The organism is Nonomuraea sp. NPDC049695 (assembly GCF_040674955.1).
Taxonomy (GTDB): domain Bacteria; phylum Actinomycetota; class Actinomycetes; order Streptosporangiales; family Streptosporangiaceae; genus Nonomuraea; species Nonomuraea helvata.
The window spans coordinates 17,712-41,650 of sequence record NZ_JBFANV010000089.1 but is presented as its reverse complement, the minus strand read 5'-3'; the positions used below and the strand labels follow the sequence as shown (position 1 = coordinate 41,650).

The 23,939-nt window shown below is 72.5% G+C and carries 26 protein-coding genes; 10 read left to right on the top strand and 16 right to left on the bottom strand.

Going from position 1 to position 23,939, the window contains the following annotated elements; genetic code table 11:
• From AB0J64_RS45915 to AB0J64_RS45905, 3 genes are all read left to right on the top strand, one after another.
• Positions 1–1,541: AAA family ATPase (locus AB0J64_RS45915; protein ID WP_364042279.1), on the top strand; the 1,541-nt coding region annotated here is incomplete at its 5' end.
• A 142-nt stretch (positions 1,542–1,683) separates the two neighbouring features.
• Positions 1,684–2,160 carry an RICIN domain-containing protein gene (locus AB0J64_RS45910; RefSeq protein ID WP_364042277.1) on the top strand — a complete coding sequence of 159 codons (477 nt, stop codon included), beginning with the start codon at positions 1,684–1,686 and terminating at the stop codon, positions 2,158–2,160.
• 94 nt (positions 2,161–2,254) lie between these two features.
• Positions 2,255–2,701 (top strand): hypothetical protein, encoded by a 447-nt coding sequence (locus AB0J64_RS45905; RefSeq protein ID WP_364042275.1) that lies wholly within the window; start codon positions 2,255–2,257, stop codon positions 2,699–2,701.
• Here the strand turns inward: AB0J64_RS45905 and AB0J64_RS45900 are convergent.
• The 10 genes from AB0J64_RS45900 to AB0J64_RS45855 form a co-directional block, all read right to left on the bottom strand.
• On the bottom strand, positions 2,662–3,417 hold the full coding sequence (locus AB0J64_RS45900) for a hypothetical protein (protein ID WP_364042273.1): 756 nt from the start codon (positions 3,415–3,417) through the stop codon (positions 2,662–2,664). The genes AB0J64_RS45905 and AB0J64_RS45900 overlap by 40 nt on opposite strands.
• Positions 3,414–3,911, bottom strand: a complete 498-nt coding sequence (locus AB0J64_RS45895) for a SigE family RNA polymerase sigma factor (protein ID WP_364042271.1) — start codon at positions 3,909–3,911, stop codon at positions 3,414–3,416. Before AB0J64_RS45895 ends, AB0J64_RS45900 begins: the two co-directional genes overlap by 4 nt.
• 69 nt (positions 3,912–3,980) lie before the next feature.
• A complete protein-coding gene (gene ptsP / locus AB0J64_RS45890; RefSeq protein WP_364042269.1) occupies positions 3,981–5,573 on the bottom strand; it encodes a phosphoenolpyruvate--protein phosphotransferase in 1,593 nt (530 codons plus the stop codon).
• A complete protein-coding gene (locus AB0J64_RS45885; RefSeq protein ID WP_364042267.1) occupies positions 5,566–5,847 on the bottom strand; it encodes an HPr family phosphocarrier protein in 282 nt (93 codons plus the stop codon). Before AB0J64_RS45885 ends, ptsP begins: the two co-directional genes overlap by 8 nt.
• Before the next feature lie 10 nt (positions 5,848–5,857).
• Entirely contained in the window at positions 5,858–6,862 is a 1,005-nt protein-coding gene (locus AB0J64_RS45880) for a zinc-dependent dehydrogenase (protein ID WP_364042265.1), read from the bottom strand.
• Positions 6,859–7,287, bottom strand: a complete 429-nt coding sequence (locus tag AB0J64_RS45875; RefSeq protein ID WP_364042263.1) for a PTS sugar transporter subunit IIA — start codon at positions 7,285–7,287, stop codon at positions 6,859–6,861. The genes AB0J64_RS45880 and AB0J64_RS45875 overlap by 4 nt, the downstream gene beginning before the upstream one ends.
• The gene (locus AB0J64_RS45870; protein WP_364042261.1) at positions 7,280–7,588 is read right to left on the bottom strand and encodes a PTS lactose transporter subunit IIB; all 309 of its coding nucleotides are present in this window, start codon (positions 7,586–7,588) and stop codon (positions 7,280–7,282) included. Before AB0J64_RS45870 ends, AB0J64_RS45875 begins: the two co-directional genes overlap by 8 nt.
• 3 nt (positions 7,589–7,591) lie before the next feature.
• Positions 7,592–8,725, bottom strand: coding sequence for a PTS mannitol transporter subunit IICB (locus AB0J64_RS45865; RefSeq protein WP_364042259.1), 1,134 nt, complete (start codon positions 8,723–8,725; stop codon positions 7,592–7,594).
• A gap of 33 nt (positions 8,726–8,758) precedes the next feature.
• A complete protein-coding gene (pfkB, locus tag AB0J64_RS45860; RefSeq protein ID WP_364042257.1) occupies positions 8,759–9,739 on the bottom strand; it encodes a 1-phosphofructokinase in 981 nt (326 codons plus the stop codon).
• Positions 9,736–10,497 (bottom strand): DeoR/GlpR family DNA-binding transcription regulator, encoded by a 762-nt coding sequence (locus AB0J64_RS45855; RefSeq protein WP_364042255.1) that lies wholly within the window; start codon positions 10,495–10,497, stop codon positions 9,736–9,738. The genes pfkB and AB0J64_RS45855 overlap by 4 nt, the downstream gene beginning before the upstream one ends.
• Before the next feature lie 88 nt (positions 10,498–10,585).
• Here AB0J64_RS45855 and AB0J64_RS45850 point away from each other — a divergent pair, with 88 nt between their 5' ends.
• From AB0J64_RS45850 to AB0J64_RS45835, 4 genes are all read left to right on the top strand, one after another.
• Entirely contained in the window at positions 10,586–11,440 is an 855-nt protein-coding gene (locus tag AB0J64_RS45850; RefSeq protein ID WP_364042253.1) for a hypothetical protein, read from the top strand.
• Between the two features lie 28 nt (positions 11,441–11,468).
• On the top strand, positions 11,469–12,194 hold the full coding sequence (locus AB0J64_RS45845) for a LuxR C-terminal-related transcriptional regulator (protein ID WP_364042251.1): 726 nt from the start codon (positions 11,469–11,471) through the stop codon (positions 12,192–12,194).
• An 87-nt stretch (positions 12,195–12,281) separates the two neighbouring features.
• Positions 12,282–12,821: a hypothetical protein gene (locus tag AB0J64_RS45840; protein WP_364042249.1), complete on the top strand. Its 540-nt coding sequence runs from the start codon at positions 12,282–12,284 to the stop codon at positions 12,819–12,821.
• 51 nt (positions 12,822–12,872) lie between these two features.
• On the top strand, positions 12,873–13,802 hold the full coding sequence (locus tag AB0J64_RS45835) for an aminoglycoside phosphotransferase family protein (protein ID WP_364042247.1): 930 nt from the start codon (positions 12,873–12,875) through the stop codon (positions 13,800–13,802).
• A gap of 18 nt (positions 13,803–13,820) precedes the next feature.
• Here AB0J64_RS45835 and AB0J64_RS45830 read toward each other — a convergent pair whose 3' ends face one another.
• The 5 genes from AB0J64_RS45830 to def all read right to left on the bottom strand — a co-directional run bounded on the left by AB0J64_RS45830 (position 13,821) and on the right by def (position 17,411).
• Complete coding sequence (locus tag AB0J64_RS45830; RefSeq protein WP_364042245.1) at positions 13,821–14,183, bottom strand: MmcQ/YjbR family DNA-binding protein; 363 nt, start codon at positions 14,181–14,183, stop codon at positions 13,821–13,823.
• A 10-nt stretch (positions 14,184–14,193) separates the two neighbouring features.
• Complete coding sequence (locus AB0J64_RS45825; RefSeq protein WP_364042243.1) at positions 14,194–14,610, bottom strand: CBS domain-containing protein; 417 nt, start codon at positions 14,608–14,610, stop codon at positions 14,194–14,196.
• Positions 14,611–14,697: 87 nt separating this feature from the next.
• On the bottom strand, positions 14,698–16,251 hold the full coding sequence (locus AB0J64_RS45820) for a pyridoxal-dependent decarboxylase (protein WP_364042241.1): 1,554 nt from the start codon (positions 16,249–16,251) through the stop codon (positions 14,698–14,700).
• Complete coding sequence (locus AB0J64_RS45815) at positions 16,244–16,864, bottom strand: XRE family transcriptional regulator (RefSeq protein ID WP_364042239.1); 621 nt, start codon at positions 16,862–16,864, stop codon at positions 16,244–16,246. The genes AB0J64_RS45820 and AB0J64_RS45815 overlap by 8 nt, the downstream gene beginning before the upstream one ends.
• Positions 16,865–16,871: 7 nt before the next feature.
• The gene (gene def, locus AB0J64_RS45810) at positions 16,872–17,411 is read right to left on the bottom strand and encodes a peptide deformylase (protein WP_364042237.1); all 540 of its coding nucleotides are present in this window, start codon (positions 17,409–17,411) and stop codon (positions 16,872–16,874) included.
• A 118-nt stretch (positions 17,412–17,529) separates the two neighbouring features.
• Here def and AB0J64_RS45805 point away from each other — a divergent pair, with 118 nt between their 5' ends.
• Positions 17,530–18,276 carry a GntR family transcriptional regulator gene (locus tag AB0J64_RS45805; RefSeq protein WP_364042235.1) on the top strand — a complete coding sequence of 249 codons (747 nt, stop codon included), beginning with the start codon at positions 17,530–17,532 and terminating at the stop codon, positions 18,274–18,276.
• A gap of 7 nt (positions 18,277–18,283) precedes the next feature.
• On the opposite strand, the gene AB0J64_RS45800 is transcribed toward AB0J64_RS45805, so the two are convergent.
• Positions 18,284–19,732 (bottom strand): VOC family protein, encoded by a 1,449-nt coding sequence (locus tag AB0J64_RS45800; protein WP_364042233.1) that lies wholly within the window; start codon positions 19,730–19,732, stop codon positions 18,284–18,286.
• A gap of 30 nt (positions 19,733–19,762) precedes the next feature.
• On the opposite strand from AB0J64_RS45800, the gene AB0J64_RS45795 reads away from it, so the two are divergent.
• Positions 19,763–22,642 carry an FAD-linked oxidase C-terminal domain-containing protein gene (locus AB0J64_RS45795; protein WP_364042231.1) on the top strand — a complete coding sequence of 960 codons (2,880 nt, stop codon included), beginning with the start codon at positions 19,763–19,765 and terminating at the stop codon, positions 22,640–22,642.
• Between the two features lie 123 nt (positions 22,643–22,765).
• Positions 22,766–23,920, top strand: coding sequence for an FAD-binding oxidoreductase (locus AB0J64_RS45790; protein ID WP_364042229.1), 1,155 nt, complete (start codon positions 22,766–22,768; stop codon positions 23,918–23,920).
• Positions 23,921–23,939: the final 19 nt, after the last annotated feature.

Below are 23,939 nucleotides of genomic sequence, written 5' to 3'. Positions count from 1 at the left end.
TCGGCGCGGGCGCCGCCGAGGGCGCCATGGACGCGGCCAACATCCTCAAGCCCGCCCTGGCCCGCGGCGAGCTGCACGTCATCGCGGCCACCACGATCGACGAGTACCGCAAGAACATCGAGAAGGACGCCGCGCTCGAGCGCCGCTTCCAGCCCATCCTCGTCGCCGAGCCGACCGTGGAGCAGACGGTCGAGATCCTGGCCGGGCTGCGGGACGCGTACGAGGCGCACCACCAGGTGCGCATCACCGACGAGGCCCTGGACGCGGCCGCGACCCTGTCCGACCGCTACATCGCCGACCGGTTCCTGCCCGACAAGGCCATCGACCTCATCGACCAGGCCGGCGCCCGCGTGCGCCTGCGCTCGCGCACGCCCGGCGCCGACGTCCGCGAGCTGGAGGAACGGCTCGACGCGCTGCGCCGCGACAAGGACCAGGCCATCTCCTCCGACAACTTTGACCGCGCCAAGGAGCTCACGACGCAGATCGACAAGGTCAGGCCGGAGCTGGAGCGCGCCAGGCAGGGGACGGACTCCGTGCCCCTGGTCACGGTGGAGGACATCGCCGAGGTCGTCTCCCGCCGTACCGGCATTCCGGTCACCCAGCTCACCCAGCAGGAGCGCGAGCGCCTGATGCGCCTGGAGGAGCACCTGCACGAGCGGGTTATCGGCCAGGACGAGGCCGTCACCGCCATCGCGGAGGCCGTACGCAGGGCCAGGGCGGGACTGAAGGACCCGGACCGCCCGATCGGCAGCTTCCTGTTCCTCGGCCCGACCGGCGTCGGCAAGACGGAGCTGGCCAGGGCGCTCGCCGCGGCGCTGTTCGGCGGCGAGGAGCACATGGTCCGGATCGACATGAGCGAGTTCCAGGAGCGGCACACGGTCTCCCGCCTCATCGGCGCGCCGCCCGGATATGTCGGGTACGAGGAGGCGGGCCAGCTCACCGAGGCCGTCCGCCGCCGCCCGCACGGCGTGATCCTCCTGGACGAGATCGAGAAGGCCCACCCGGACGTCATGAACATCCTGCTGCAGATGCTCGACGACGGCCGGCTCACCGACGGCCAGGGCCGCACGGTGGACTTCACCAACACGATCGTGATCATGACGAGCAACATCGGCGCCCAGCTCATCCTGGAGTGGTCCGGCGCCGCCAAGGAGCTCGAGGACCGGCTCATGGACGTGCTGCGGCACTCGCTCCGGCCGGAGCTGCTCAACCGCATCGACGAGACGATCGTCTTCCAGCGGCTGGAACGCGACCAGCTCCGCCAGATCGTGGACCTGATGCTGGAACGCACCCGGCAGCGCCTGCGCGGCCAGGCGGTCATGCTGGAGGTCACGGAGGCGGCCAAGGACTGGCTGGCCGAGCGCGGCTACCAGCCCGAGTTCGGCGCCCGGCCGCTGCGCCGTACCGTGCAGCGGGAAGTGGACAACCGGCTGTCCACGATGCTGCTGACCGGTGAGGTCACCGAAGGCGGGACGGTCACGGTGGACGTCGAGGGAGACCACCTCGTGTTCCGGGCCACCGCCCCGGAACCGGTCGGCTGAAGGGGGCTCGGCGACCATAAGGATAACGGCGATAGAGCCGTGGCGGACCCCCTAATTATCGGGATTGGTGGAGAGATTCACGCGGGCCGATATTTGGTTTGCGTCATTCGACCTCCACCATTCCGTTCAAAGGGGAAATGCCATGAAACTGGCGACCCGGGTATTCAGTACGACGCTGGCGCTGCTCCTCGCCGGCACCGGTACGGCGTCGGCACAGCCTGAGAAGGCGGCGCCGTCCGTGCGGCACTTCTACAACGTGCGTTTCCAGCGCTGCCTGGACGCGGACACGAACACCGGCGGGAACGGCGGCAAGGTCCAGCTCTGGGACTGCGGCCCCTGGAACCAGCAGGACTGGGAGGTCCGGGCGGACGGCTCCCTTTACAACATGCGTTTCCAGCGGTGCCTGGACGCGGACACGAACACGGGCGGGAACGGCGGCAAGGTCCAGCTGTGGGACTGCGGCCCGTGGAACCAGCAGCAGTGGGTTCTCCGCGACGACGGCTCGGTGTACAACGTGCGTTTCCAGCGGTGCCTGGACGCGGACACGAACACGGGCGGCAACGGCGGGATCGTTCAGCTGTGGGACTGCGGCCCGTGGAACCAGCAGTGGTGGCGGTGATCAGGCGGGCGTCTGCCCAGGAAACATGTGGTCCTCCTCGTCCATGATCGGGACAATCCGGTATGAGAATTACCGCTGAAGAGGAGACAGCTGGATGGCTGCTTCGCGAGCCGCCCTCACACGCGACGACCTGAGGCTCAAAGTCGCCGTCCAGCGTGGGCGGCTCGGCGGCGCCCATCGCGCGGTGCAGTTCCGGCCCTCACGGTGGAAGCGACTGCGGGAGCGCGTCAACGCGGGGAACGCTCCCCGAGAGCTGCGCACCGCAAGCACCCCGGCAAGAGACCTGCCGGCCGACCACGGGCCGAACCCCTCAGTGCGAAGCGATCCGAAGCACAGCAACCTGCTCCACCAGGCCGTCTACGCCGAGACCCTGTTCCTGACGGGCGGCACGACGGCGTTCAGGGAGGCGGCACAGGAGATCTTCGCCGTCACCAAGGACGGGCCACCCCACGCCGCGACGCGGCATTACGTTCCATCTCGCCCATCGCGGAACGGCAGGCATCACGCACCGCCCGGGCCGGGGCGCGGCTCCTGGTCGTAGACTCCGACCGACCAGAGACCCCGCTGGGGGCCGGTCTCGGCCGCCAGGCGCTCCGGCATCGCGGTGATCGCCTCGCGATCCCACGGTCCGTCGCACTTGCCCGCCCGCCGGTCGGCGAGGGCGCACTTCTCAGCCAGCCCGGCCGATCCGATCGGCGCGTCGGCGGGGAAGACCCAGACCTCGAGATGCTGCGGTGCCCGCAGCCAGTCCTGTGTCACCGACGTCTGGTCGTACTGGACCTGGAGACCCGGGCCGAGCCGTACGCACGGGGTGAGATCATTCCACCTGCCCTTCGCGTCCCGGACCAGGACCCACCCCTTCGGGTCGGCGCACCGGATCCCGATCCCCGTGTGGACGCTGGTCGGCCGGAACGTGATCCGTACTCTTTCCCCCACGGACCGGTAGGACCGACCGTAGATCAACGACACCGGCCCGTACCTGCTCCCCACTGTCCGCGGCAGTTCGACTCCCTTCAGGAAGTGCGCCGTGACGCCGGTGGCCGGCTCGGCGTGGTTCGCGCCGGGCCACGGCACGCCGGCCAGAGAAACAACCGCCACGGCAGCCGCCGCCACAGCCGCCCCCGCCGTCACCCGCCTGCGCAGGCGCGTCCTGGCTCCCTGCCGTCTGATCTCGCTCACCAGGGGAGCCGGCCCGTCCTCGCGGACGCTGTTCTCGGCGAACGCCGCACGCAGGTCGTCCTCGGTGTACTGAGTCATTGAAGCGCCTCCAGCTTCAGGTCGTCCAGCGCAGGATCCACGCGAAGCCGCGCCAGCGCCCTGCTCAGCTGTTTCTTCACACTGCCGACCGAGCAGCCGAGCACGTCGGCCACCTGCTCCGGGGTCAGATCGTCGAAGTAGCGCAGGACGAGCGCCGCGCGTTGCCGGGCCGGCAGGCCGCCGACCGCCGCCCAGAGGGCCGAGCGGCGCGCGACGTCCGTCTCGAAGTCCGGCGCGGCCGGGCCCTCGGGCAGCGCCTCGGTCGGCACCTCGCCCCTCCAGCGCCGCCGCCACCAGGAGGCGTGCGTGTTGACGAGGATCCGGTACACGTACGGATCGGGGTCGTCCCCGATCCTGCGCCACGCCGTCCATGCCTTGACCAGCGCCGTCTGCACCAGGTCCTCGGCCGCCTGCCAGTCCCGGGTCAGCAGGTACGCCGTACGGCACAACCGCTCGTGTCGTTGCCCGACATATTCGGCGAACCCATCCGCCATCGCGCCCTCCAGATCCGTTCCCCGTCACGGTGTACTACCGGTTGGAGGGGCGGTCCGGGTGACAGGACCTCAGGACAGGGCGGCAAGGGCGCGGTCGCGGCACTCCGCCAGGGTGAGCCCCGCCAGCGCCTCCCGTACGGCGGGCACGCACACGGGGGCCATGGACAGGCTCGTCACGCCGAGCCCCACCAGCAGGGGCGCGAGCAGCGGGTCGCCGGCCGCCTCCCCGCACACCCCGACCGGCTTGCCCGCCTCCTGCCCGGCCTCGGCGCACATGGCGATCAGCTGCAGCAGCGCGGGCTGACGCGGATCGAGCAGGTCGGCGAGGGCGGAGTGCTGGCGGTCGGCGGCGAACGTGTACTGGGCCAGGTCGTTGGTGCCGACGCTGAGGAAGTCCACCTCACGCAGCAGCCGCCCGGCCCGCAGCGCCGCCGCCGGGACCTCCACCATCGCGCCAACCCGGGCGATGCCGCGGGCTCTCGCCCGCCGCACGAATCCGGTCGCCTCGGCCACGGTGGTGACCATGGGCGCCATCACCCACGCCTCGGCGCCCGTCTTGCGGGCCGCCTCGGCGATCGCGTCGAGCTGGGTGTCCAGGACGTCCGGCAGCAGGCGGTCCACGCGCAGGCCGCGTACGCCCAGGGCCGGGTTCGGCTCGGCGGGCAGGCCGAGGAACGGCAGCGGCTTGTCGGTGCCCGCGTCGAGCGTCCGCACGATCACGCTCTCCGTCTGCGCGAACACCTCCGCGTACGCGGCCACCTGCTCCTCGAACGACGGCGCCGTCGTACGGTCGAGGAAGAGGAACTCCGTCCTGAACAGCCCGACCCCCTCCGCGCCCGGCCGCAGGTCCTGGGCGGAGCCGATGTTGAGCAGCAGCTTGACCGGGTGGCCGTCCTTCGTCCTGCCCGGGCCCCTGCCTGCCGCCAGCCTGGCCCGCTCCGCGCGGTCGCCCTCCTGGACCTCGGCCGCCTGCTCCTCGGTGAGCCCGACGGCGACCTCGCCGGTGCCGCCGTCCACGCCGACGACCGTGCCGTCGGGGACGTCCATGATCCCCGCGCAGGCCACGACCGCGGGAAGGCCCCGGCCCCGGGCCAGGATCGCGGTGTGGCTCGTCGGGCCGCCCCGCTCGGTGACCAGCGCCAGGACGTCCTGGCCCAGTCCGGCGGTGTCGGCGGGGGAGAGGTCCTCGGCCACCAGGACGTACGGGTGGCCGGGGGCGGGCAGGCCGGGCATGGGCAGGCCCAGCGCGAACGCCACCGCCCGATGCCTGAGGTCGTCGAGGTCCGCCGCCCGCTCGGCCATGTACCCGCCGAGCGCCGCCAGCGCGTCCCGGTGCTCGGCGAAGGCCGCGTCCAGGGCGTGGGCGGCGTCCATGCCCTCCCGTGCCCGACGCTCGGCGTCCTCCAGGAGCATGGGATCCTCGGCGATCATGGCCAGCGCCTCGAGGATCTCCGCCGCCTCATGCGTGGCGGCGGAGGCGCGCCGGGTGAGGTCGGCGGCGAGCGCCGCCAGGGCCGAGGCGACGGTGGCCGCCTCGGCGGCGGGATCGGTGACCGGGCGCGGCGGGGGCAGCGTCGGAGGGGCGGCCATCCGGATCAACGGCCCGGCCGCGCGTCCCCGGCTCACCCCGAGGCCCGTGAGAGGCCCCGAGGGCTCAGGCATCGAGGGCCTCTTCCGCGTCCAGGTCGCGCGAGAGCAGCGCCACCAGCGAGTCCAGCGCCTCCTCCGCCCCCGGCCCGTCCGCCTCCAGCGTCACCTCCGTGCCGTGCACGGCCCCCAGCGACAGCACCCCGAGCATGCTCTTCGCGGGCACCGCCTTCTCCCCGAGCCGCACCGTCACCGGCACGCCGAGCCGCGCCGCCGCCTGCACGAACAGCTTGGCCGGCCGGGCGTGCAGGCCGCTGGCAGAGGCCACGACCACCGTTCGTTGTGCCATCCCGCACCTCCTAGGGTTCAATTGTGACCTTGATGGCCGCGCCCCGGCTGACGAGGTCGATCCCGTCGAGCACCTGGGGCAGCGGCAGCCGGTGGGTGATGAGGTCGGAGACCACCACGTCGCCGGAGGCCACCAGCCGCAGCGCCTCCGCGTTGTGGGCGGGGCTGGAGCCGTTCGCGCCGACGATGGTCAGCTCGCGGTAGTGGACGAGGTTGGAGTCCAGTGTGACCAGCGGATCGTCCTTGGGCAGGCCGCCGAAGAAGCTGATCCGCCCCTGCCTGGCCGCCATCCGCACCGCCTGCTCCTGCGCCGCGCCCGAGGCCGCCGCCGTGATCACCACGTCGGCGCCGCGCCCGCCGGTCAGCTTGAGCACCTGCTCGACGGGGTCGGCGTCGATCGCCGCGTCGGGGCGTACCAGCTCGGAGGCCATCGCCAGCCGCTGCGCGTTGACGTCCACCAGGAAGACCCGGGCGGCGCCGCGCGCCCGCGCCAGGCGTACGTGCAGGCAGCCGATCGGCCCCGCGCCCATCACCACCACGTCGTCGCCCGCGCCCACGCGTGCCAGCGACTGGCCGTTCAGCACGCAGGCGAGGGGCTCGGCCACCGACGCCTCCGCGAAGCCGACGCCGGGCGGGATGGCGTTGACGCCGTTCACGGCCAGCACCTTGGCGGGGATCACCATGTACTCGGCGAAGCCGCCGTCGTAGTGGTAGCCCATCGACTCCTGGTTGGGGCAGACCGTCAGGCGGCCCCGCCGGCACTCGGGGCACGTGCCGCACGGGATCGCGGCGATCACCTGCACCCGCTCGCCCGTGTCCACGACCTCGCCGGCGATCTCGTGGCCCATCACGCGGGGCGGCCTGATGTGGTGGTGCCCGAACTTGAGGATCTTGGCGTCGGTGCCGCACGTCGAGCAGTTCCGTACGCGGATCTTCAGCTCGCCCGGCCCGGCGACGGGCTCGGGCGCGTCCTCGATCCTGATGTCGCCGGGGGCGTGGAATCTGGCGACCTTCATGCGGCAAGCTCCTTCATCACCTGGGAGACCTCCGTGGCCTCGCGCAGCGTCCTGGCGCGGTCGGGGTCGAGCAGGATCTCGGCCAGCGCCGCCAGCAGCGGCACGTGCCCGTCGTCCTTGGCCGCGATGCCGACGCAGAGCGTGACCCGCTCGCCGTCCCAGTCGACGCCGCCGGGGAAGCGCACCACGCAGATGGCGTCCCGTTTGACGTCCTCCTTGGAGGCGTTCGTCCCGTGCGGGATGGCCACGCCCTCGCCGACGTACGTGGAGATCGTCCGCTCCCGCTCGAGCATCGCCTCGATGTACGGCTCCGCCACCGCCCCCACCTCGACCAGCGCCCGCCCGCACCGGCGGATGGCCGCGGCGCGGTCGGGGGCGCTCTCGTGCAGCAGCACGGCCCGCGGGTCGAGCAGGCCGTCACGCATCGACGGTGCCGCCGTTCTTGATCGTGTTGATCAGCTTGGTCACGGCGGGGTCGCCGAGGAAGATCTGGAACGGCACCAGCACCTTCCCGGGTGCGGCGGCCCTGGCGCGGTCGGCGAGCCCGGCGTGGCACAGGACCACGTCGGCGTCGTCGGGGATGGAGTTCACGGGCGTGTGCTCGACGGTGACGCCGGTCGCCTTGAGCTGCTTGCGCAGCGTGGAGGCGAGCATCACGCTGCTTCCCATGCCCGCGTCGCAGGCCACGACGATCTTGCGGATGTCCTTGCTGTCGATGCCGGCCATGGGTCAGGCCTCCCTGTTGGCGGGTTCGGTGGCGGATTCGGTGTCGGGTTCGGTGACGGCTTCCTGCGAGCCCTCGGGCTCGTCCTTCTTCTCGCCCCTGCCGAAGCCGAGCAGGACCGCGGCGACGGCGAACGACACGCCCGCGGCCACGAGAATGCCCAGGCTGGAGCCGAGCCAGCCGCCCTTCGGGGTGACCGCTATGTAGGCGAAGATGCTGCCGGGCGACGGCGTGGCGACCAGGCCGGCCCCGGTGACCATGAACGTGAACACCCCGGCCGCGCCGCCCGCGATGACGGCCAGGATGAGGCGGGGCTTCATGAGCACGTACGGGAAGTAGATCTCGTGGATCCCGCCGAAGAAGTGGATGATCATCGCGGCGGGCACGCTCGGGCGCAGCTGGCGCGGGCCGAACAGCAGGTACGCCAGCAGCAGGCCGAGTCCGGGCCCCGGGTTCGACTCCAGCATGAACAGGATCGACTTGCCCGTCTCCGCCGCCTGCGCGACGCCGAGCGGGCCGAGCACGCCGTGGTTGATGGCGTTGTTCAGGAACAGCACCTTGGCGGGCTCGATCAGCACGGAGGCCACCGGGAGCAGGTTGTGGCCGATCAGCCAGCTGACCGCGTGGCCGGCGGCCGTGGTGACCGCCTGGACGATCGGGCCGATGCCGAGCATCCCGACCACGGCCATGGCGCCGCCCACGATGCCCGCGGAGAAGTTGTCCACGAGCATCTCGAACCCGGCCTTGGTCCGTTCCTCCGTGAACTTGTCCACATATTTCAGGATCAGGGCGGTGAGTGGGCCGATGATCATGGCGCCGAGGAACATCGGGGCCTCCGTGCCCACCACGACGCCCATCACCGCCACCGCGCCCACGACCGCGCCGCGCTGCCCGTGCACCATCCGGCCGCCGGTGTAGGCGATGAGGATGGGGAGCAGGGTCGAGATGATCGGGCTGACCATCTTCGCGAGCGTCTCGTTGGGCAGCCAGCCGGTCGGGATGAAGAGCGCGGTGATCAGGCCCCAGGCGATGAACGCGCCGATGTTCGGCATGATCATGCCGGCCAGGTGGCCGCCGATGCGCTGGATGGTGGCCTTGACACCGGTTCCGGTGACCGGGGGAGTGTAACTGTCGGCCATGGGACTTGCTCCTTCGGGGGGATGAGCAGTTGATCAGCCGCTGTGCTGGGTCAGAGGGGTGCCTGCGGAGGTGAGGAGGCGGGACGGGTCCGGCGGGCCGACGGTGACGGCCGCGGGGTCGATGTCGGCGGCGGCGATGTCAGCGGGGCCCGGCATGCGGCTGCCGGGCAGGCGGACCGCCGCGGCGCCCCAGGCCAGCGCCCGCGCCAGCGCCCCGGGGCCGTGCCCGCCGCCGGCGAGGAAACCGGCCAGCATGGCGTCGCCGGCTCCGACGGAGCTGCGCGGCTCGGTGACGGGGGCCTCGCCGTACCAGATGCCCTGGTCCTCGACGAGTACGGCGCCGTCGGCGCCCAGGCTGGCCAGCACGGTACGCGCGCCCGCGGCCCGCAGCTTGCCGGCGGCCTCCACCACGTCGCCGAGGCAGCGGATGGGCATGCCGGTGACGCCGGAGAGCTCCTCGAGGTTCGGCTTGACCAGCGCGGGCGCGGCGCCGAGCGCGCTGGCGAGCGCCGGGCCGCTGGTGTCGACCGCCACGTGGATGCCCGCTCCCGCGAACCTGCGGCACAGCCGGGCGTAGACGTCGGCAGGGACCTCGGGGGGCAGGCTGCCCGAGGCGACCACCCAGTCCGCCTCGTGGGCGGCGTCGAGCACGGCGTCGGCGACCGTGTCCAGCTCGCCGGCCGACAGCGCCGTGCCCGGCTCGTTGATCTTGGTGATGGTGCCGTCGGGCTCGGCCAGCGTGACGTTCGACCTGGTCGGGCCGGCCACCGGGACGGTGACCATGTCGAGCCCCTCCGCCGCGAGGAGCCGTACGAGCTGCCTGCCCTCGTCGCCGCCGAAGGGCACCACCGCCCGGCTCGCCACGGCGTTGGCCAGCAGCGCGCGTGAGACGTTCACGCCCTTGCCGCCGGGGTCCAGGCGGGCGGCGGCGGCGCGGATGACCGCGCCGCGGTCGAGTGCGGCGATCTCGATGGTGCGGTCGAGGCTCGGGTTGAGCGTCAGAGTGAGGATCATGCCCTGATCACCTCCGGGCCCGCCGCCGCGAGGTCGGCGGCCAGGGCGACGTCCAGCCCGGTGTCGGAGATCACCACGTCGATCTCGCCCAGCTCGGCGAACCTCGCCAGGTACGTGTTCGTGAACTTCGTGTGGTCGGCCAGCAGCACGCTGCGCTGCGCGGCCTTGACCATGGCCCGCTTGATCGCCGCCTCCGCCGGGTCGGGCGTGGTCAGCCCCCGGGCCAGCGAGCAGCCGTTGGTCGCCATGAAGGCCACGTCCACGTTGAGGCCTGCCAGCGGGCGCAGCGCCCAGTCGTCGACCGTGGCGAGCGTCTTGCCGCGCACCCGGCCGCCCAGCATGATCACATGCAGGTTGGCGCGGGCGGCCAGCGCGGTGGCCAGCGGTGGCGAGTTCACCACGACGGTGAGCTCGCGGTCGGCGGGCAGCACCTTGACCAGGCGGCCCGTGGTGGTGCCCGCGTCGATGATCACGGAGCCGTCCTCGGGCAGCTCGGACAGCGCGGCCTTGGCGATGCGCTCCTTCTCGGCGGTCAGGACCTCGTCGCGGGCGGCCAGCGCGGGCTCGAACCCGAGGCGCTCCACGGGGATCGCGCCCCCGTGCACCCGGCGCAGCACACCCGCCCGCTCCAGCGACGTGAGGTCGCGGCGGATCGTCTCGGTGGTCACGTCGAGCTCGGCGGCCAGCGTCACCACGTCGACGCGGCCCGCGGCCCGCGCCCTGCGCAGGATCTCCTGCTGCCGTTCCTCGGCGTACATGATGTTGGTTCACCGCCGTTTCGGGTTGGTTTCTTCTGTATTTGAACCCGTTTTCGTTGGACGGTCAAGGGCTGGTAGGTATAGGCGAATGCGAAGGAAGCCCCTGGCCGCCGCAGCGGCAGCCGTACCCCTCGTCGTCGGGCTCGCCGCGCCCGCGTACGCCGCTCCGAAGGTCCCCGCGGGCACCACGGCGTCGTGGCTGGTGTTCGACCGGCAGGCCGGGAAGTTCGTGGCCACCCGGAACGCGCACAGGAAGTTCCGCTCCGCCTCGGTCGTCAAGATCCTCATCGCGATCGACTACCTGGAGCGGCGCAAGAGCGTGCCCGCCGCCGACGCCAGGCTCCTGAAGGTCATGCTGCGCTCCAGTGACGACGACGCGGCCTCGACCTTCTGGGACCGCGACGGCAAGGGGCTGATCATCGTGCGCATGGCGCGCAAGCTCGGCCTGTCCGACACCGCGCCGCCGCCCGCCTCGAAGCCCGGGTTCTGGGGCTACACCTCGCTGAGCGCGTACGACATCGTGCGGACCTACCGCTACCTGCTCGACAGGGCCGACGCCCGGGTCAGGGACACGATCCTCGGCCACCTGCGGCAGTCCACGCCGTGCGGGACGGACGGTTTCGACCAGACGTTCGGCATCCCCGACGCAGTGCCCCGGCCGTGGGCGGTCAAGCAGGGCTGGTCGGGCTTCGGCACGACCCCGCCCACGCGCTGCTCCGACGCCAGGGCCGTCGGGGCGCCCATCTCGTGGATCTCCCAGCGGGCCGTCGGCTCGGGGGTGCCCGACTACGGCCGCCCGGTGCTGCATACGACGGGGCTGGTGGGCAAGAACGACCGGTACGTCATGGCGGTGCTGACGGCGCACCCGGCGGGCGGCGCGTGGAGCGCCTCGGTCAAGCGCATCACCAAGCTGACGGGCGAGCTGTACCGCGGCCTGTCCTAGACGGCCGTCGTGGAGCGGAAGGAGGCCTATGGGCGACAGCGTGTCGTTGGCCCAGCTCGTCCATCGTCTGGAAACGGTGGTGGGCGAACTACGAGGAATCCCCGTCGACGTCGAGCGGGTGGATGACGACGCGCTCGTCCGGGAGCAGATCGCGCAGGTCGTCCCCGCGGCCGGCGAGCTGCGCGCCATGCAGCCGTTGAGCGCGACGGAGAAGGGCTCCGAGGAGCAGAAGAGCAGGCGCAGGGTGCTCGATGCTCTGGAGCGTGGCATGACGATGCGCACGATCGTCCACGCGAGCGTGCTGGACGACCCTCGCAAGGCGGCCCGGATCAGGCAGTTGAACGCCTCCGGTGACCTGCACCGGGTCGTCGACGAGCCGGTGCAACAGGTGCTCATCTTCGATCGTGCTGTGGCGTTCCTGCGGATGACCCCGTTCGTCCACGCGCCGGGCACTTTGGTGATCAGGCAGCAGAGTCTCCTCGCCGCCCTCATCGACCTGTTCGAGCGGACCTGGGCGACGGCCAGGGAGCTCGACGAGCCGACGCACAGACTGAGTGTCCGCGAACGCGAGGTGCTCGCGCTGATCGCGGAGGGGCGCTCCAACAGCGCCGTCGCGCGCGCCCTGTCGATCACGGAGGCGGCCGTCGGCAAGCACGTGGCCAGCCTGTTCGCCAAGCTCGAGCTGCCCGAGACCGCTGACGACAACCGGCGGGTGCTGGCGGTGCTCGCCTACCTGCGCGGCACGGTGAGGTAGTGCCAAACCCACCGCGATCTCGCCCTGGCCCCCATGCGAGCGGAGTCCCGGGCGAAGTTCAATGACGTCGTGCAAAGAATGACTGGATTGCTGATCGGCGCGATCTTCGGCGCGGTTTTCGTCGTTGTCAATGCGCAGAGCCCGCTGAACGCCGTGACCGTGAACCTTCTGCGGGCAGCCGCCTGCCTGGCGGCCGCGAGCGTCATCGCCATGTGGTTCGCCACAGCCCGGAGGGAGCGGCCCGCCGCGGGATCGCAGCGGAACATGTTCGGCCGCGGCTACCTGATCGTCGTCGCCGCCGAGGCGATCCTGCTCTTCGGCGGGCTTCGGGTGCTGGCCGCCTTGGGGCGTCCAGAACAGGCCAACGTGGCGTGGGTGGCATTGGTGGTTGGCGTGCATTTCATCGCATTGGCACCGATCTGGAAGGACTGGGGGATCGCCGTGCCCGGGGTGGTTCTCACCCTGCTCGGCGCCGGTGGCCTGGTTCTGACCTGGACGGCCGCCGTCGCCTGGGTACCGTTCGTGAGCGGCGTGCTGTCCGGGGTGATGCTGCTGATCGGCGCGGTCTCCTTCGGCTGGCGCGCTGTGACGACTCGGACGCCGCAGGGTGGCGCATCGCCACGCTGACGAACGAGCTGTACCGGAGCATCGTCAAATAGAGGTGACCGTTTGCGACATATGCCACGGGCGACCGGAGGCCGGCGCATCACCTGGGCCGAGGTGCCCGCCGAGGTGAGGGCCTCGATCGAGAAGCTGCTCGCAGGCGAGGTGGTCAGCGCGACCAGCCAGCCGGGCGGCTTCTCCGAGGGCGTGGCCGCCCGGCTGCGCCTCGCCGACGGCAGGCGCGCGTTCGTCAAGGCGGCGAGTGCGCTCGTGGCGCCTGGGGTGGCGCGGTTCCACCGCCGGGAGATCGAGGTTTCCCGGCGGCTCCCCGGTGAGGTTCCGGTGCCCCGGTTGCTCGACGCCTATGACGACGGCACGTGGGTGGCCCTGGTGTTCGAGGACATCGAGGGACGGCTGCCGGCCCAGCCGTGGCAGCGTGACGAGCTCGACCGCGTGCTCGCGGCCACCACCACGCTGGCGCGGGTGCTGACCCCGTCGCCGATCGACCCGGCCACGCCGGCTCCACCGCGGCTCGGCGGGTGGCTCGCGCTGGCGGGCGAGGGCGGCGCGGGGCGGCTTGCCTCGTTGTCGAAGTGGGGGAGCGATCACCTCGACGAGCTGATCGCTCTCGAGGAGGGGGCGGCTTCGTCCCTCACGGGGGAGACGCTCCTGCACGGAGATCTCTACCCCTTCAACATCCTGCTCACCCCAGAGCGCGTTCTCGTGATCGACTGGCCCCACGCGTGGATCGGCGCCCCGCACTGCGACGTGCTCACGCTCCTGTCGAGCGCGTCGCTGAGCGGGCTGCACCCGCAGGCGCTGTCCGAGGAGCATCCGCTGACCCGCGACCTCAGCCCGGAACCGGTCAACGTCTTCCTCGCCGTGCACGCGGGCTTCCTGCTGCGGCTGGCGGCCAACGCCGGGCCGGGCGCCGACCGGCATCTGGTCGACATGGCCACCGCGCTGGGCACGGCATCGCTGCACTGGCTCCGGCAGCGGCTGTAGGGCGCCTCGTCCGACCGCCTAAGCAGGCGGCCGGCCGGCTTGCAGAGCCTCCTGCTCCACGCGCACCTTCTTCGGCACGCACATCCGCCAGGCCTCCAGCACCAGCTCCCGCATCTCGGCCACGTCGAGGGCCGCCACGCGCGCCACCACCCAGTTGAAGCGCATGTCGGACTCCCTCGGCATCAGGAACCTGTCCGGCTCGGCCGCCACCAGCGCCGCGCGCTCCTCTTTCGGGAACCCGAAGCCCATCAGCGTCTCGTCCCGCGAGAACGCCACGTAGACGATCTTGCCGACCCGGAACTTCACCCGGTCCCGGATGAGGTGCTCCGACGAGCGTGGGAGCGTGCGCGCGAACTGCCGTACATCGTCGACTGTGAACACGCGGCACACGTTACTGGTTGCCCTCCGCGGCCGAAATGTCGGCGAGCGCCGAGTTGGGGTCGCGTTCGAGAGCGAGGTCGCCGAGGCTGACGATGCCGACCGCGCGGCCGTCCTCGACCACCGGCAGACGCCGCACGGCGTGCGAGCGCATGAGCTGGACCGCCTGGTCGATGCTGGTGTCCGGGCCGACGGCCTCGACGTAGGGGCTGCATGCCTCGCGTACCGGAGTCTCGGGGGTCTTGTCCGCCGCGACGACGCGCACGGTGATGTCGCGGTCGGTGATGATGCCCCGCATCCGCCCGTTGTCGTTGACGATGACGGCGCCCGCGTCGTTGTCGCGCATCAGCGCCGCCGCGACGGACACCGGCTGGTCGGCCTCGACCGTCGCGGGGTGGGACGTCATTACATCGGCCACGGTCTTCGCCATGGGAATCCTCCTGGTAGAGCGGTCCAGCCGACCCTCTACCCGGGCGGGTAGGCGACTCACGGGACTTTGTCGTGTCTCTGCGTTCGGCTAGAGCGTCTTGGCCGCCAGGCGGATCTCGTCGAGCAGGACGGTCAGGTCACGCTCGGTCGTGTCGGGGTGCAGGAAACACGCCCGCAGCGCATGACGGCCGCCCAGCCGGGTGCCGGTGATGAACGCGTTGCCGCGCGCCTGCACCGCGCCCGGGATCGCCCGGTTGACCGCGTCCGACCCCGGGCGGTAGCGGAAGGCGGTGATCGAGGTGGTGACGGGGGCGATGAGCTCGAAGTCGTCCGACTCCTCGACCATGGCGGCGAGCGTGCGGGCCAGCCCCGCCGTGTGGTTCACCAGCCGCGTGACGCCGGACCGGCCCAGGTGCGACAGCGTCGCCCAGGTCTTGAGCGCGCGGAACGGCCGGGTCTGCTCGGGCCCGTACTCGGAGAACCACCCCAGATCGCCCGCGTTGTCGTCGATCAGGTACGACGGCACCAGGCTGAACGCGGCCCGCGCCGCCCCCGGGTCGCGCAGCAGCGCGCAGCCGCAGCCCACCGGGACGCCGAGCCACTTGTGCGGGTCCAGGGCCAGCGAGTCGGCCCGATCCAGGCCCGCGTAGTGCGGCGCCGCGCCGTCGGCCAGCACGCCGAGCCCGCCGTACGCGCCGTCCACGTGGAACCAGAGCCCGTGCTCGGCCGCCACGTCGGCGATCTCGTCCAGCGGGTCCACCGCGCCGGAGTTGACGGTGCCCGCGCTGCCCGCCACGCAGAACGGCCGCAGGCCCCGCCCGACATCCTCCTTGATCATGGTACGGAGCGCGCCCACGTCCATCCGGTACGCGCCGTCCACCGGGACCGTGCGGACCTGCCGCGATCCCAGACCGAGCAGCTGGGCCGCCTTGTGCAGGCAGCTGTGGCCCTCCTCGGTGACGTACATGACCATGGGCGGCCGTCCGGACAGGCCCTCCTCACGGACGTCCCAGCCGTCGGCGAGCGCCGCCCGCTGGCGGGCGGAGGCCAGGCAGATCACGGTGGCCATGGACGCGCCGCTGGTCAGCAGCCCGCCGCCGGGCGGATGCGGGAACCCGACCAGCTCGGCCAGCCACCGCACCACGGCCCGCTCCAGGTGCGGGCCCGCGTGGTCGCCCCCGGCGCAGCTCGGGTTCAGGGCCGCGGCCAGCGGCTCGACCAGGACGCCTGCGGGGTTGGGCGGGGAGTTCACCCAGCCGAAGAAGCGGGGGTGGCCGTTGCCCATCGGGTACGGCAGCACGTGGGTGCGGGCGTCCTCGAGCAGCTCGTCGAGCGCCCGCCCGTGCTCGGGCAGCTCCTGGCCGCTCAGCCAGACCCGCTCGGCGTCCGGCACGGGCTGCCACACGGGCCGCTCACCGAGACCCGCCAGGTGCTCGGCCGCGATCGCGACCGCCGCGGCCCCGGCCCTGCGCAGCCCGCCGTCCGCCGCGTCGGCCAGGCGCATGCCCTGCGCGGTCGTGTCGCCGGGGCGCTCATGGTGTGCGCCCGCGTCGGCGAGGTGCTCGTGGTGTGTGCACGCATGGGCGGCGCGCTCCGGACGTGTGCTCGCGTCGGCTGCGAGGTGCGGGTCGCGGTCAGCCATCGGGCGATTCCTTCCATGGGTCGTGCTCCCCGGCGCCGCCCAGCTCCATCGCCAGGTAGTAGACGCAGTCGACGGCGCCGTCGTTGGCGAAGGCGTGGCGGCAGTCGCCCGGGTAGTACGCCGAGTCACCGGCCCCCAGCTCGTACGGCCTGCCGTTGATCGTCAGCCGTAGGCTGCCGCGCTCGACCGCGAGATACTCGCGCGACCCCGGCGCGTGCGGCGCGAACTCGCCCGCGTCCACGCCCGGCCCGATGGTCGTCCGCATGAACTCGAACTCCACGTCCGCCAGCACCGGCGACAGCACCCGCCGCTCCCAGCCCGAGGGGTCGCGCAGCACGCGCTGCCCGGCGTGGCGCAGCACCCGCATCGCCGCGTGCGCGGGCTCGTCGAGCAGCCGGGCGATCGACGTGCCGAGGGCCGTGGCCAGCCGGTCGAGCACCAGCACCGTCGGTGTCTTGGCGCCCCGTTCGACCTCCGAGACCATGCTCCGGCTGATGCCGCTCAGCGCGGCCAGCCGCTCGACGGTCAGCCCGCGCGCCCGCCGCTCCGAGCGGATCCGCTGCCCGAGCTCGGCCATCGACAGGCCGCTCGACAGGACCCCTTCGCCTTCCATGTGTCCACTATAGCGGCGGTTTGTCCGCGATAGCGGAATGGGCCTCCTTGTACGCGGCCAGCACCTGCTTGCGACGCTTGGCGGGAAGGCGGTCGATGTACAGGTGACCGTCGAGGTGGTCGGTCTCATGCTGGAGGCAGCGGGCCAGCAGCCCCGTGCCCTCGACGGTGACGGGCTCCCCGTCGGCGTCGAACCCGTGGACGGTGGCGTGGTCGGCCCGGGGGAGCGGCGCGTACTGGCCGGGGACCGACAGGCAGCCCTCGTCGTCCGCGTCGAGGTGACGTTCGCCGACTCCCGGCAGCTCCAGGGTGGGGTTGACGACGACGCCCTTGTGGTGCTGCCCGTCGGCGTCGGGGCAGTCGTAGATGAACACGCGCAGCGGCACGCCGATCTGGTTGGCGGCCAGGCCCACGCCCTCCGCCGCGTACATGCTCGCGAACATGTCGTCCACCAGCGCCTTGAGCTCACCGTCGAACCGGGTGACCGGCTCGCACGGATGATGCAGCACCGGGTCGCCCACGTGCACGATCGGCCGGACCTCTCCCACGACCAACGCCTCTCTCGAATCGTCAACAGTGCGTCCCGACATGGTAGTGCTCACCTGCGGAGACTGCCCCGGCGTGCGGGGATGATCGCGGCTCGTCCCGTACGGGTAACATGCCACCATGCCGCCCACCCGCGAACACGCCGAGCTGAAGCTGCAGCCGTTGCCGCAGGCGGGGCGGTCACTGGCCGAGCAGGTGATCTCGGAGGTGCGCCGGGCGGTGCACACGGGCGCGATGGTCCCCGGCCGCCTCTACTCCGTCTACCAGGTGGCCGAGCAGCTCAACGTCTCCAGGAGCCCGGTGCGCGAGGCGATGCTGCGGCTGGCGGAGGCGGGGCTGGTGCAGGTCGAGCGCAACCGGGGGTTCCGCGTCGTGCTGCCGCACCCCCGCGAGATCGTCGAGATCTTCGGGGTACGGCTCGCGCTGGAGCTGCCCGCCGTCCGGCGGGCGGCCGGTGGCGGGGCCGCCGGGCTCGGCGCGTCCCTGCGGGCGACGATGGAGGAGATGGCGGCCGCGGTGGGCGCGGGCGACGAGTCCCTCTTCTTCCACCTGGACCAGACGCTGCACGACCACATCCTGGCCGCGGCGGGCAACGGCAGGGCCCGCGCGATCGTCGGCGGGTTGCGCGACACCATGCGCATCCTCGGCACGTCCACCGACGACCGGTCCCGCACGCTGCGGCAGGTGCACGAGGAGCACGAGCCCATCGTGGCGGCCGTCGCGGCGGGCGACGCGGACGGAGCGGTACGCGCGATGCGGGCCCACCTGACCAACACCGGTCTCATCCTGGCCGGGCAGGCGGCCAGAGCGCAGGGGGAGCCGGTCGACGTGGACGCACTGTGGGCGGCCATCGTCGACGAGCCGTGAACGATGGTCAGGCAGCACCGGGCAGGGTGATCTCGCTGTCCAGGCCGAGCTCCGCGCGCACGCGTGCCAGCGACGCCGCCCGGACCGAGGCGTACAGCTCGTAGGGGTCGTGCAGCGCTCTTCCGAGGACCCCGGCCAGGGCGTCGGGGCCGAAGTCGGCGCCGGTCCTGGTCGCGTCCTTGGTGCCGTCGGAGGTCAGGTTGGACTGGAAGATCCCGGCGGCCGAGCGCGGCAGGAAGTCCTCGTACACGATGGGCCGGGCGCTCACCCAGCCTTCGGAGAGGAGGGCGGTGAGGTCGGCCGGGGGCGCGGCGCCGGGGCGGGCGTCGCGGACGTGGAAGGTGAAGTAGGCGAGGTCGCCCGTGACGAGCTCGGCCTCGCTGCGCGGCACGCGGCCTTCCCAGAGCTTCGCTGCGAGCTCGTTGCGTTCTTCCGCGGTGGCGGAACGGCCCGCGAGCATCACGTCGAGCTCCGCGGACAGGTCGTCGTAGAGCGCGCGCCCGGCCGGCGTCACCGCGATGCCCCGCGCCTCCACCTCCCCGAACCGCACCCGCAGGTCGTCCCGTACGACGCCGCCGTCATCCTCCTTGAACAGCCGCGGCTCGGCCAGCGCGCGGAAGGAGGTCTGGCGCAGCAGGAGGTCGGGGCCGTCCCAGCGGGGCGGGCCCTGAATCGCGTCGATCATGGTGATGCCGCGCTCGCTCATACGGGCGTAGAGGGCGTCGATGTCGAGCACGCGCGGGGTCAGGTGGTTGATGTGCGTGCTCGCCACGCCGCCGATGTCGGCGGCCACCGCTGACACCCGCTCCAGCTCGGCGTACCAGCTGCGCGAGACGGGCTCCGCGGACAGCTCGAACGCCCGCGTGGCGAGGGTGAGGAACTCCTCGGCCGCCGCGTCGTCCAGGCCGCCCTCGGCCTCGGCGCGGTCGGCCAGGTCGAGCAGGCGCGGCGGGAACAGCCGGCGGGCCCCGAGGAACTCGCCGAGCCGGCGTTCCAGGTCCTCGTCGAAGAAGCGCCGGTCGCCCGTCACGAGCATGGACGTGAACACCCGGAAGGGATTGGCGGCCAGCTCGGCCTCGTCCACGGGACGGAACGCCGTGGAGACGACCGGCACGGAGCTGCCGGCCGCCTCGCGCAGGTCGTAGTAGCCGACGGGGTACATGCCCATCGCGCCGAAGATCCGCGCGACCTGCGCCAGCTCGGCCGGGGTGCCCACGCGGATCGCGCCGTGCCGCTCCGCGGTGACGCGGCCGATGGAGCCGAGCCGCTCGGCGCCCGCTCCCATCCGCTCCATCACCTCGCCGTTCACTTCCTGGGCGACGTCGACGAGCGTGTTGTACGCCGGGACCTCCGTGCCGTACATCGTGGACAGGCGCCGGGCGAAGGCCGCCCGGAGCGCGGTGGAGCCGACCATCGTGCCTCTTCTCTCCTTGCCGCTGGTACGGGTGAGTGGCATGTTACAGGTGTCGCATGTAGCATGCTACTCATGGATCGGGCCGCCGCTCTCGCGAACGACCTCCGCCGGCGCGGAGTCACCGACGTGCTCACCGACTCCACCACGCGATCCGTCCACTCCTCCGACGCCTCGCTCTACCGGGTGCCGCCCCTGCTGGTCGCGCGGCCCAGGTCGGCCGAGGACGTGGCCACCGCGATCGAGCTGTGCGCGCACTATGAGGTCCCCCTGACAGCGCGCGGCGCCGGCACGTCCGTCGCCGGGAACGCCATCGGTCCCGGGCTCGTGCTGGACTTCAGCCGTCACATGAACCGGGTGCTGCACGTCGACACCGAGACGCGCACGGCGGTGGTCCAGCCGGGCGTCGTCCAGGCGGCCCTGCAGCGGGCGGCGGCGCCGTACGGGCTCAGGTTCGGCCCCGACCCGTCCACCCACACGCGCTGCACGATCGGCGGCATGATCGGGAACAACGCGTGCGGCTCCAGGACGCTCGGCTACGGCCGCACGAGCGACAACCTCGCCGGGCTCAAGGCGGTGGCCGGCGACGGCACGGCCCTGGACCTGCCCGCGCAAGGGGGCCCGGCCGCGCTGCGCGACCTCGTGATGGCCAACCTGGCCACGATCAGGACCGAGTTCGGCCGGTTCGGGCGGCAGATGTCGGGGTACGCGCTGGAGCACCTGCTGCCGGAGCGCGGCTTCGACGTCGCCGGGCTGCTGACCGGCAGCGAGGGCACGCTCGCCGTGCTGACCGAGGCCACGGTGAAACTGGTGACCGACCCGGCGCACCGGGCCCTCGTGGTGCTCGGCTACCCCGACATCGCCGCCGCCGGGGACGCCGCACCCGCCCTGCTGGAGCACCGGCCCACGGCCTGCGAGGGCATCGACGCGCGCATCGTCGACGTGGTGCGCCGGCGGCGGGGACCGCAGGCGGTGCCGCCGCTGCCGCGCGGGGCGGCCTGGCTGTTCGTCGAGGTCGCGGGGGACGACGCGGCCGAGGTGGGGGAGCGGGCCGCCCGGCTGGCCTCCGGCGGCGAGGACGCGCTCGTCGTCACCGACCCGGCGCGGGCCACGGCGCTCTGGCGCATCAGGGAGGACGGCGCCGGCCTGTCCGGGCGCAGCCCCGCCGGGCTGCCCGCGCACGCGGGGTGGGAGGACTCCGCCGTGCCGCCCGCGATGCTGGGGCGCTACCTGCGCGACTTCGAGGCGCTGATGGCCGAGCACGGCCTGACCGGCCTGCCGTACGGGCACTTCGGCGACGGCTGCCTGCACATCCGGCTCGACGTACCGCTGGACCGTCCAGGCGGGACCCTCGACCGGCCGGGCCTGGCTGGGACGCCGGTCGACGGGACGCTCGACCGGCCAGGTGGCACGCTCGACCGACCGGGCGGGGCCCTCGAGCGGCCGGGTGGGCCGAAGGCGCTCCGGGAGTTCCTGGTCGCCGCGGCCACGCTGGTCGCCGGCTACGGCGGCTCGCTGTCGGGCGAGCACGGCGACGGCCGTGCCCGGAGCGAGCTGCTGCCGCTCATGTACTCCGAGGCCGCGATCGACCTCTTCGCGCGGGTCAAGGCGATCTTCGACCCGGGCGACGTGCTCAACCCCGGCGTGCTCGTCCGCCCCCGTCCCGTGGACGCCGACCTGCGGATCCCGGCCGCCCGTCCGGTGCGCGACCAGCTCGCCCTGGCCTACCGCCACGACGGCGGCGACTTCAGCCAGGCGGTGCACCGCTGCACCGGCGTGGGCAAGTGCCGCGCCGACAACACCGCGGCCGGCGGCGTGATGTGCCCGTCCTACCTGGCCACCAGGGAGGAGAAGGACTCCACCCGGGGCCGCGCCCGTGCGCTGCAGGAGATGGTCAACGGCTCCGCCGTCGCGGGCGGCTGGCGCTCGCCCGAGGTCCACGAGGCCCTCGACCTCTGCCTGTCCTGCAAGGGCTGCGCCTCGGACTGCCCGACCGGGATCGACATGGCCGCGTACAAGTCCGAAGTGCTCCACCAGAGCTACCGCGGGCGGCTCCGCCCGGTCACGCACTACTCCCTGGGCCGCCTGCCGCTCTGGGCCAGGCTGGCGAGCCGGATGCCGCGCGCGGCGAACGCCCTGCTGCGGATGCCGGGGCTGCCCGCGATCGCGGGGGTGGACCGGCGGCGCACGCTGCCCGCGTTCGCGCCGGAGACCTTCCGGGCGTGGTTCAGGCGCAGGCGCCCGGCGGAAGGCAGGCCGGTGCTGCTGTTCGTCGACACCTTCACCGACCATTTCGCGCCGGAGGCGGGCCGCGCCACGGTGAAAGTGCTGGAGGCCGCGGGCTACCGGCCGCGGATCAGCGAGCGCCGCCAGTGCTGCGCGCTCACCTGGATCTCCACCGGCCAGCTCGACACGGCCAGGAAGATCCTCGGCCGTACGGTCACCGAGCTCGGCGAGGCCGCGGCGGAAGGCGTGCCCATCGTCGGCATGGAGCCGTCCTGCACGGCGGTCCTGCGCTCGGACGCGCTGGAACTCCTCGGCGAGCAGACAGCCGCACCGGTGGCGAGGATGACCCGTACGCTCGCCGAACTGCTGCTGGAAACCCCGGAGTGGCGGCCACCTCCGCTGCACGGGCTGGAGGTCGTGGCCCAGCCGCACTGCCACCACCACGCCGTCATGGGCTGGGATCACGACGCCCGGCTGCTGCGCGAGGCGGGCGCGGACGTGCGGCGGCTGGGCGGCTGCTGCGGCCTCGCGGGCAACTTCGGCGTGGAGAAGGGGCACTACGAGGTGTCCGTGGCGGTGGCCGGGCAGCAGCTCCTGCCCGCGCTCCGGCAGGCGGGGACGGAGACGGCGGTCCTGGCCGACGGCTTCTCCTGCCGTACGCAGATCGCCGATCTGACGTCCCGGCAGGGCGTCCACCTGGCCCAGCTGCTCGCCGATCGACTGCCATGAAGCCTGCTCATGCTCAATCCGCTGCACGTGCGAACTGCCGACAAATGGCGTTGCTTGACCGCTTCCTCCGGCTCTGTCCGATCCGCGATGCTGGAGGTGGTCACTGGTGAAAGGAACCGATCAATGGGACGTGAGCTCCCCTCGCATGCCTCGGCGGTCATCATCGGCGGCGGCGCCATGGGCGTCAGCTCGGCGTACGCGCTGGCCGCCGCCGGGGTGAGCGACGTGGTCCTGATCGACAAGGGGCCGCTGGGCTCCGGCTCGACCTCCAAGGCGGCCGGGGGCGTGCGCGCGCAGTTCTCCGACCGGGTCAACATCGAGCTCGCCGTACGCAGCCTGGAGACGTTCGAGACCTTCGGGGAGCGTTTCGGCCAGGAGATCGACCTGCACAAGCCCGGCTACCTGTTCCTGCTCGACTCGCCCGAGTCGGTCGCCGAGTTCGAGAAGAACGTCGCGGTCCAGAACGACCTCGGCGTGCCCAGCCGGATGATCTCGGTGCGGGAGGCCATGGAGCTGTCCCCGCTGATCGACGCCGACGGGCTGCTGGCCGCCGCCTACTGCCCCACCGACGGGCACTGCACGCCCGAGTCCGTGGTCCTCGGCTACGCGGGCGCGGCCCGGCGGCTCGGCGCGCGGCTGCTGCCGGGCTGCGCAGCGACCGGCATCGAGACGGCGGACGGCCGCATCGTCGCCGTCCTGACCGAGGGCGGCCGCATCGAGACCGACACCGTGATCTGCGCGACCGGCGCCTGGTCGCAGCCGATCGGCGCGTGGGCGGGCGTCGACCTGCCGGTGTCCCCGCTGCGCAGGCAGATCCTGGTCACCGAGCCCGTGCCGGATCTGCCGCCGACCGCGTTCACCATCGACTTCGGCACCACGTTCTACTTCCACCGCGAGGGCCCGGGGCTGCTGCTCGGCATGTCCGATCCCGACGAGACGCCGGGGTTCAAGCTCGACCGGTCCGACGCCTGGCTGCCGCGGCTCGGCGAGGCCATGGCCCGCCGCGCCCCCGCGCTGATGGAGACCGGCATCGCCACCGGATGGGCCGGCCTGTACGAGGTGACGCCCGACCACAACGCGCTCATCGGGACCGCCCCGGACGTCGACCGGTTCATCTACGCCACCGGCTTCTCCGGCCACGGCTTCCTGATGAGCCCGGCCGTCGGCGAGGTGGTCCGCGACCTCTACCTGGGCCGGACGCCGTTCGTGGACGTCTCCGGCTTCGACGCCCGCCGCTTCGCCCTGGCCGGTGCCAGGCCCGAGCTCAACATCGTCTGACAGACCGTCTGATAAGGGG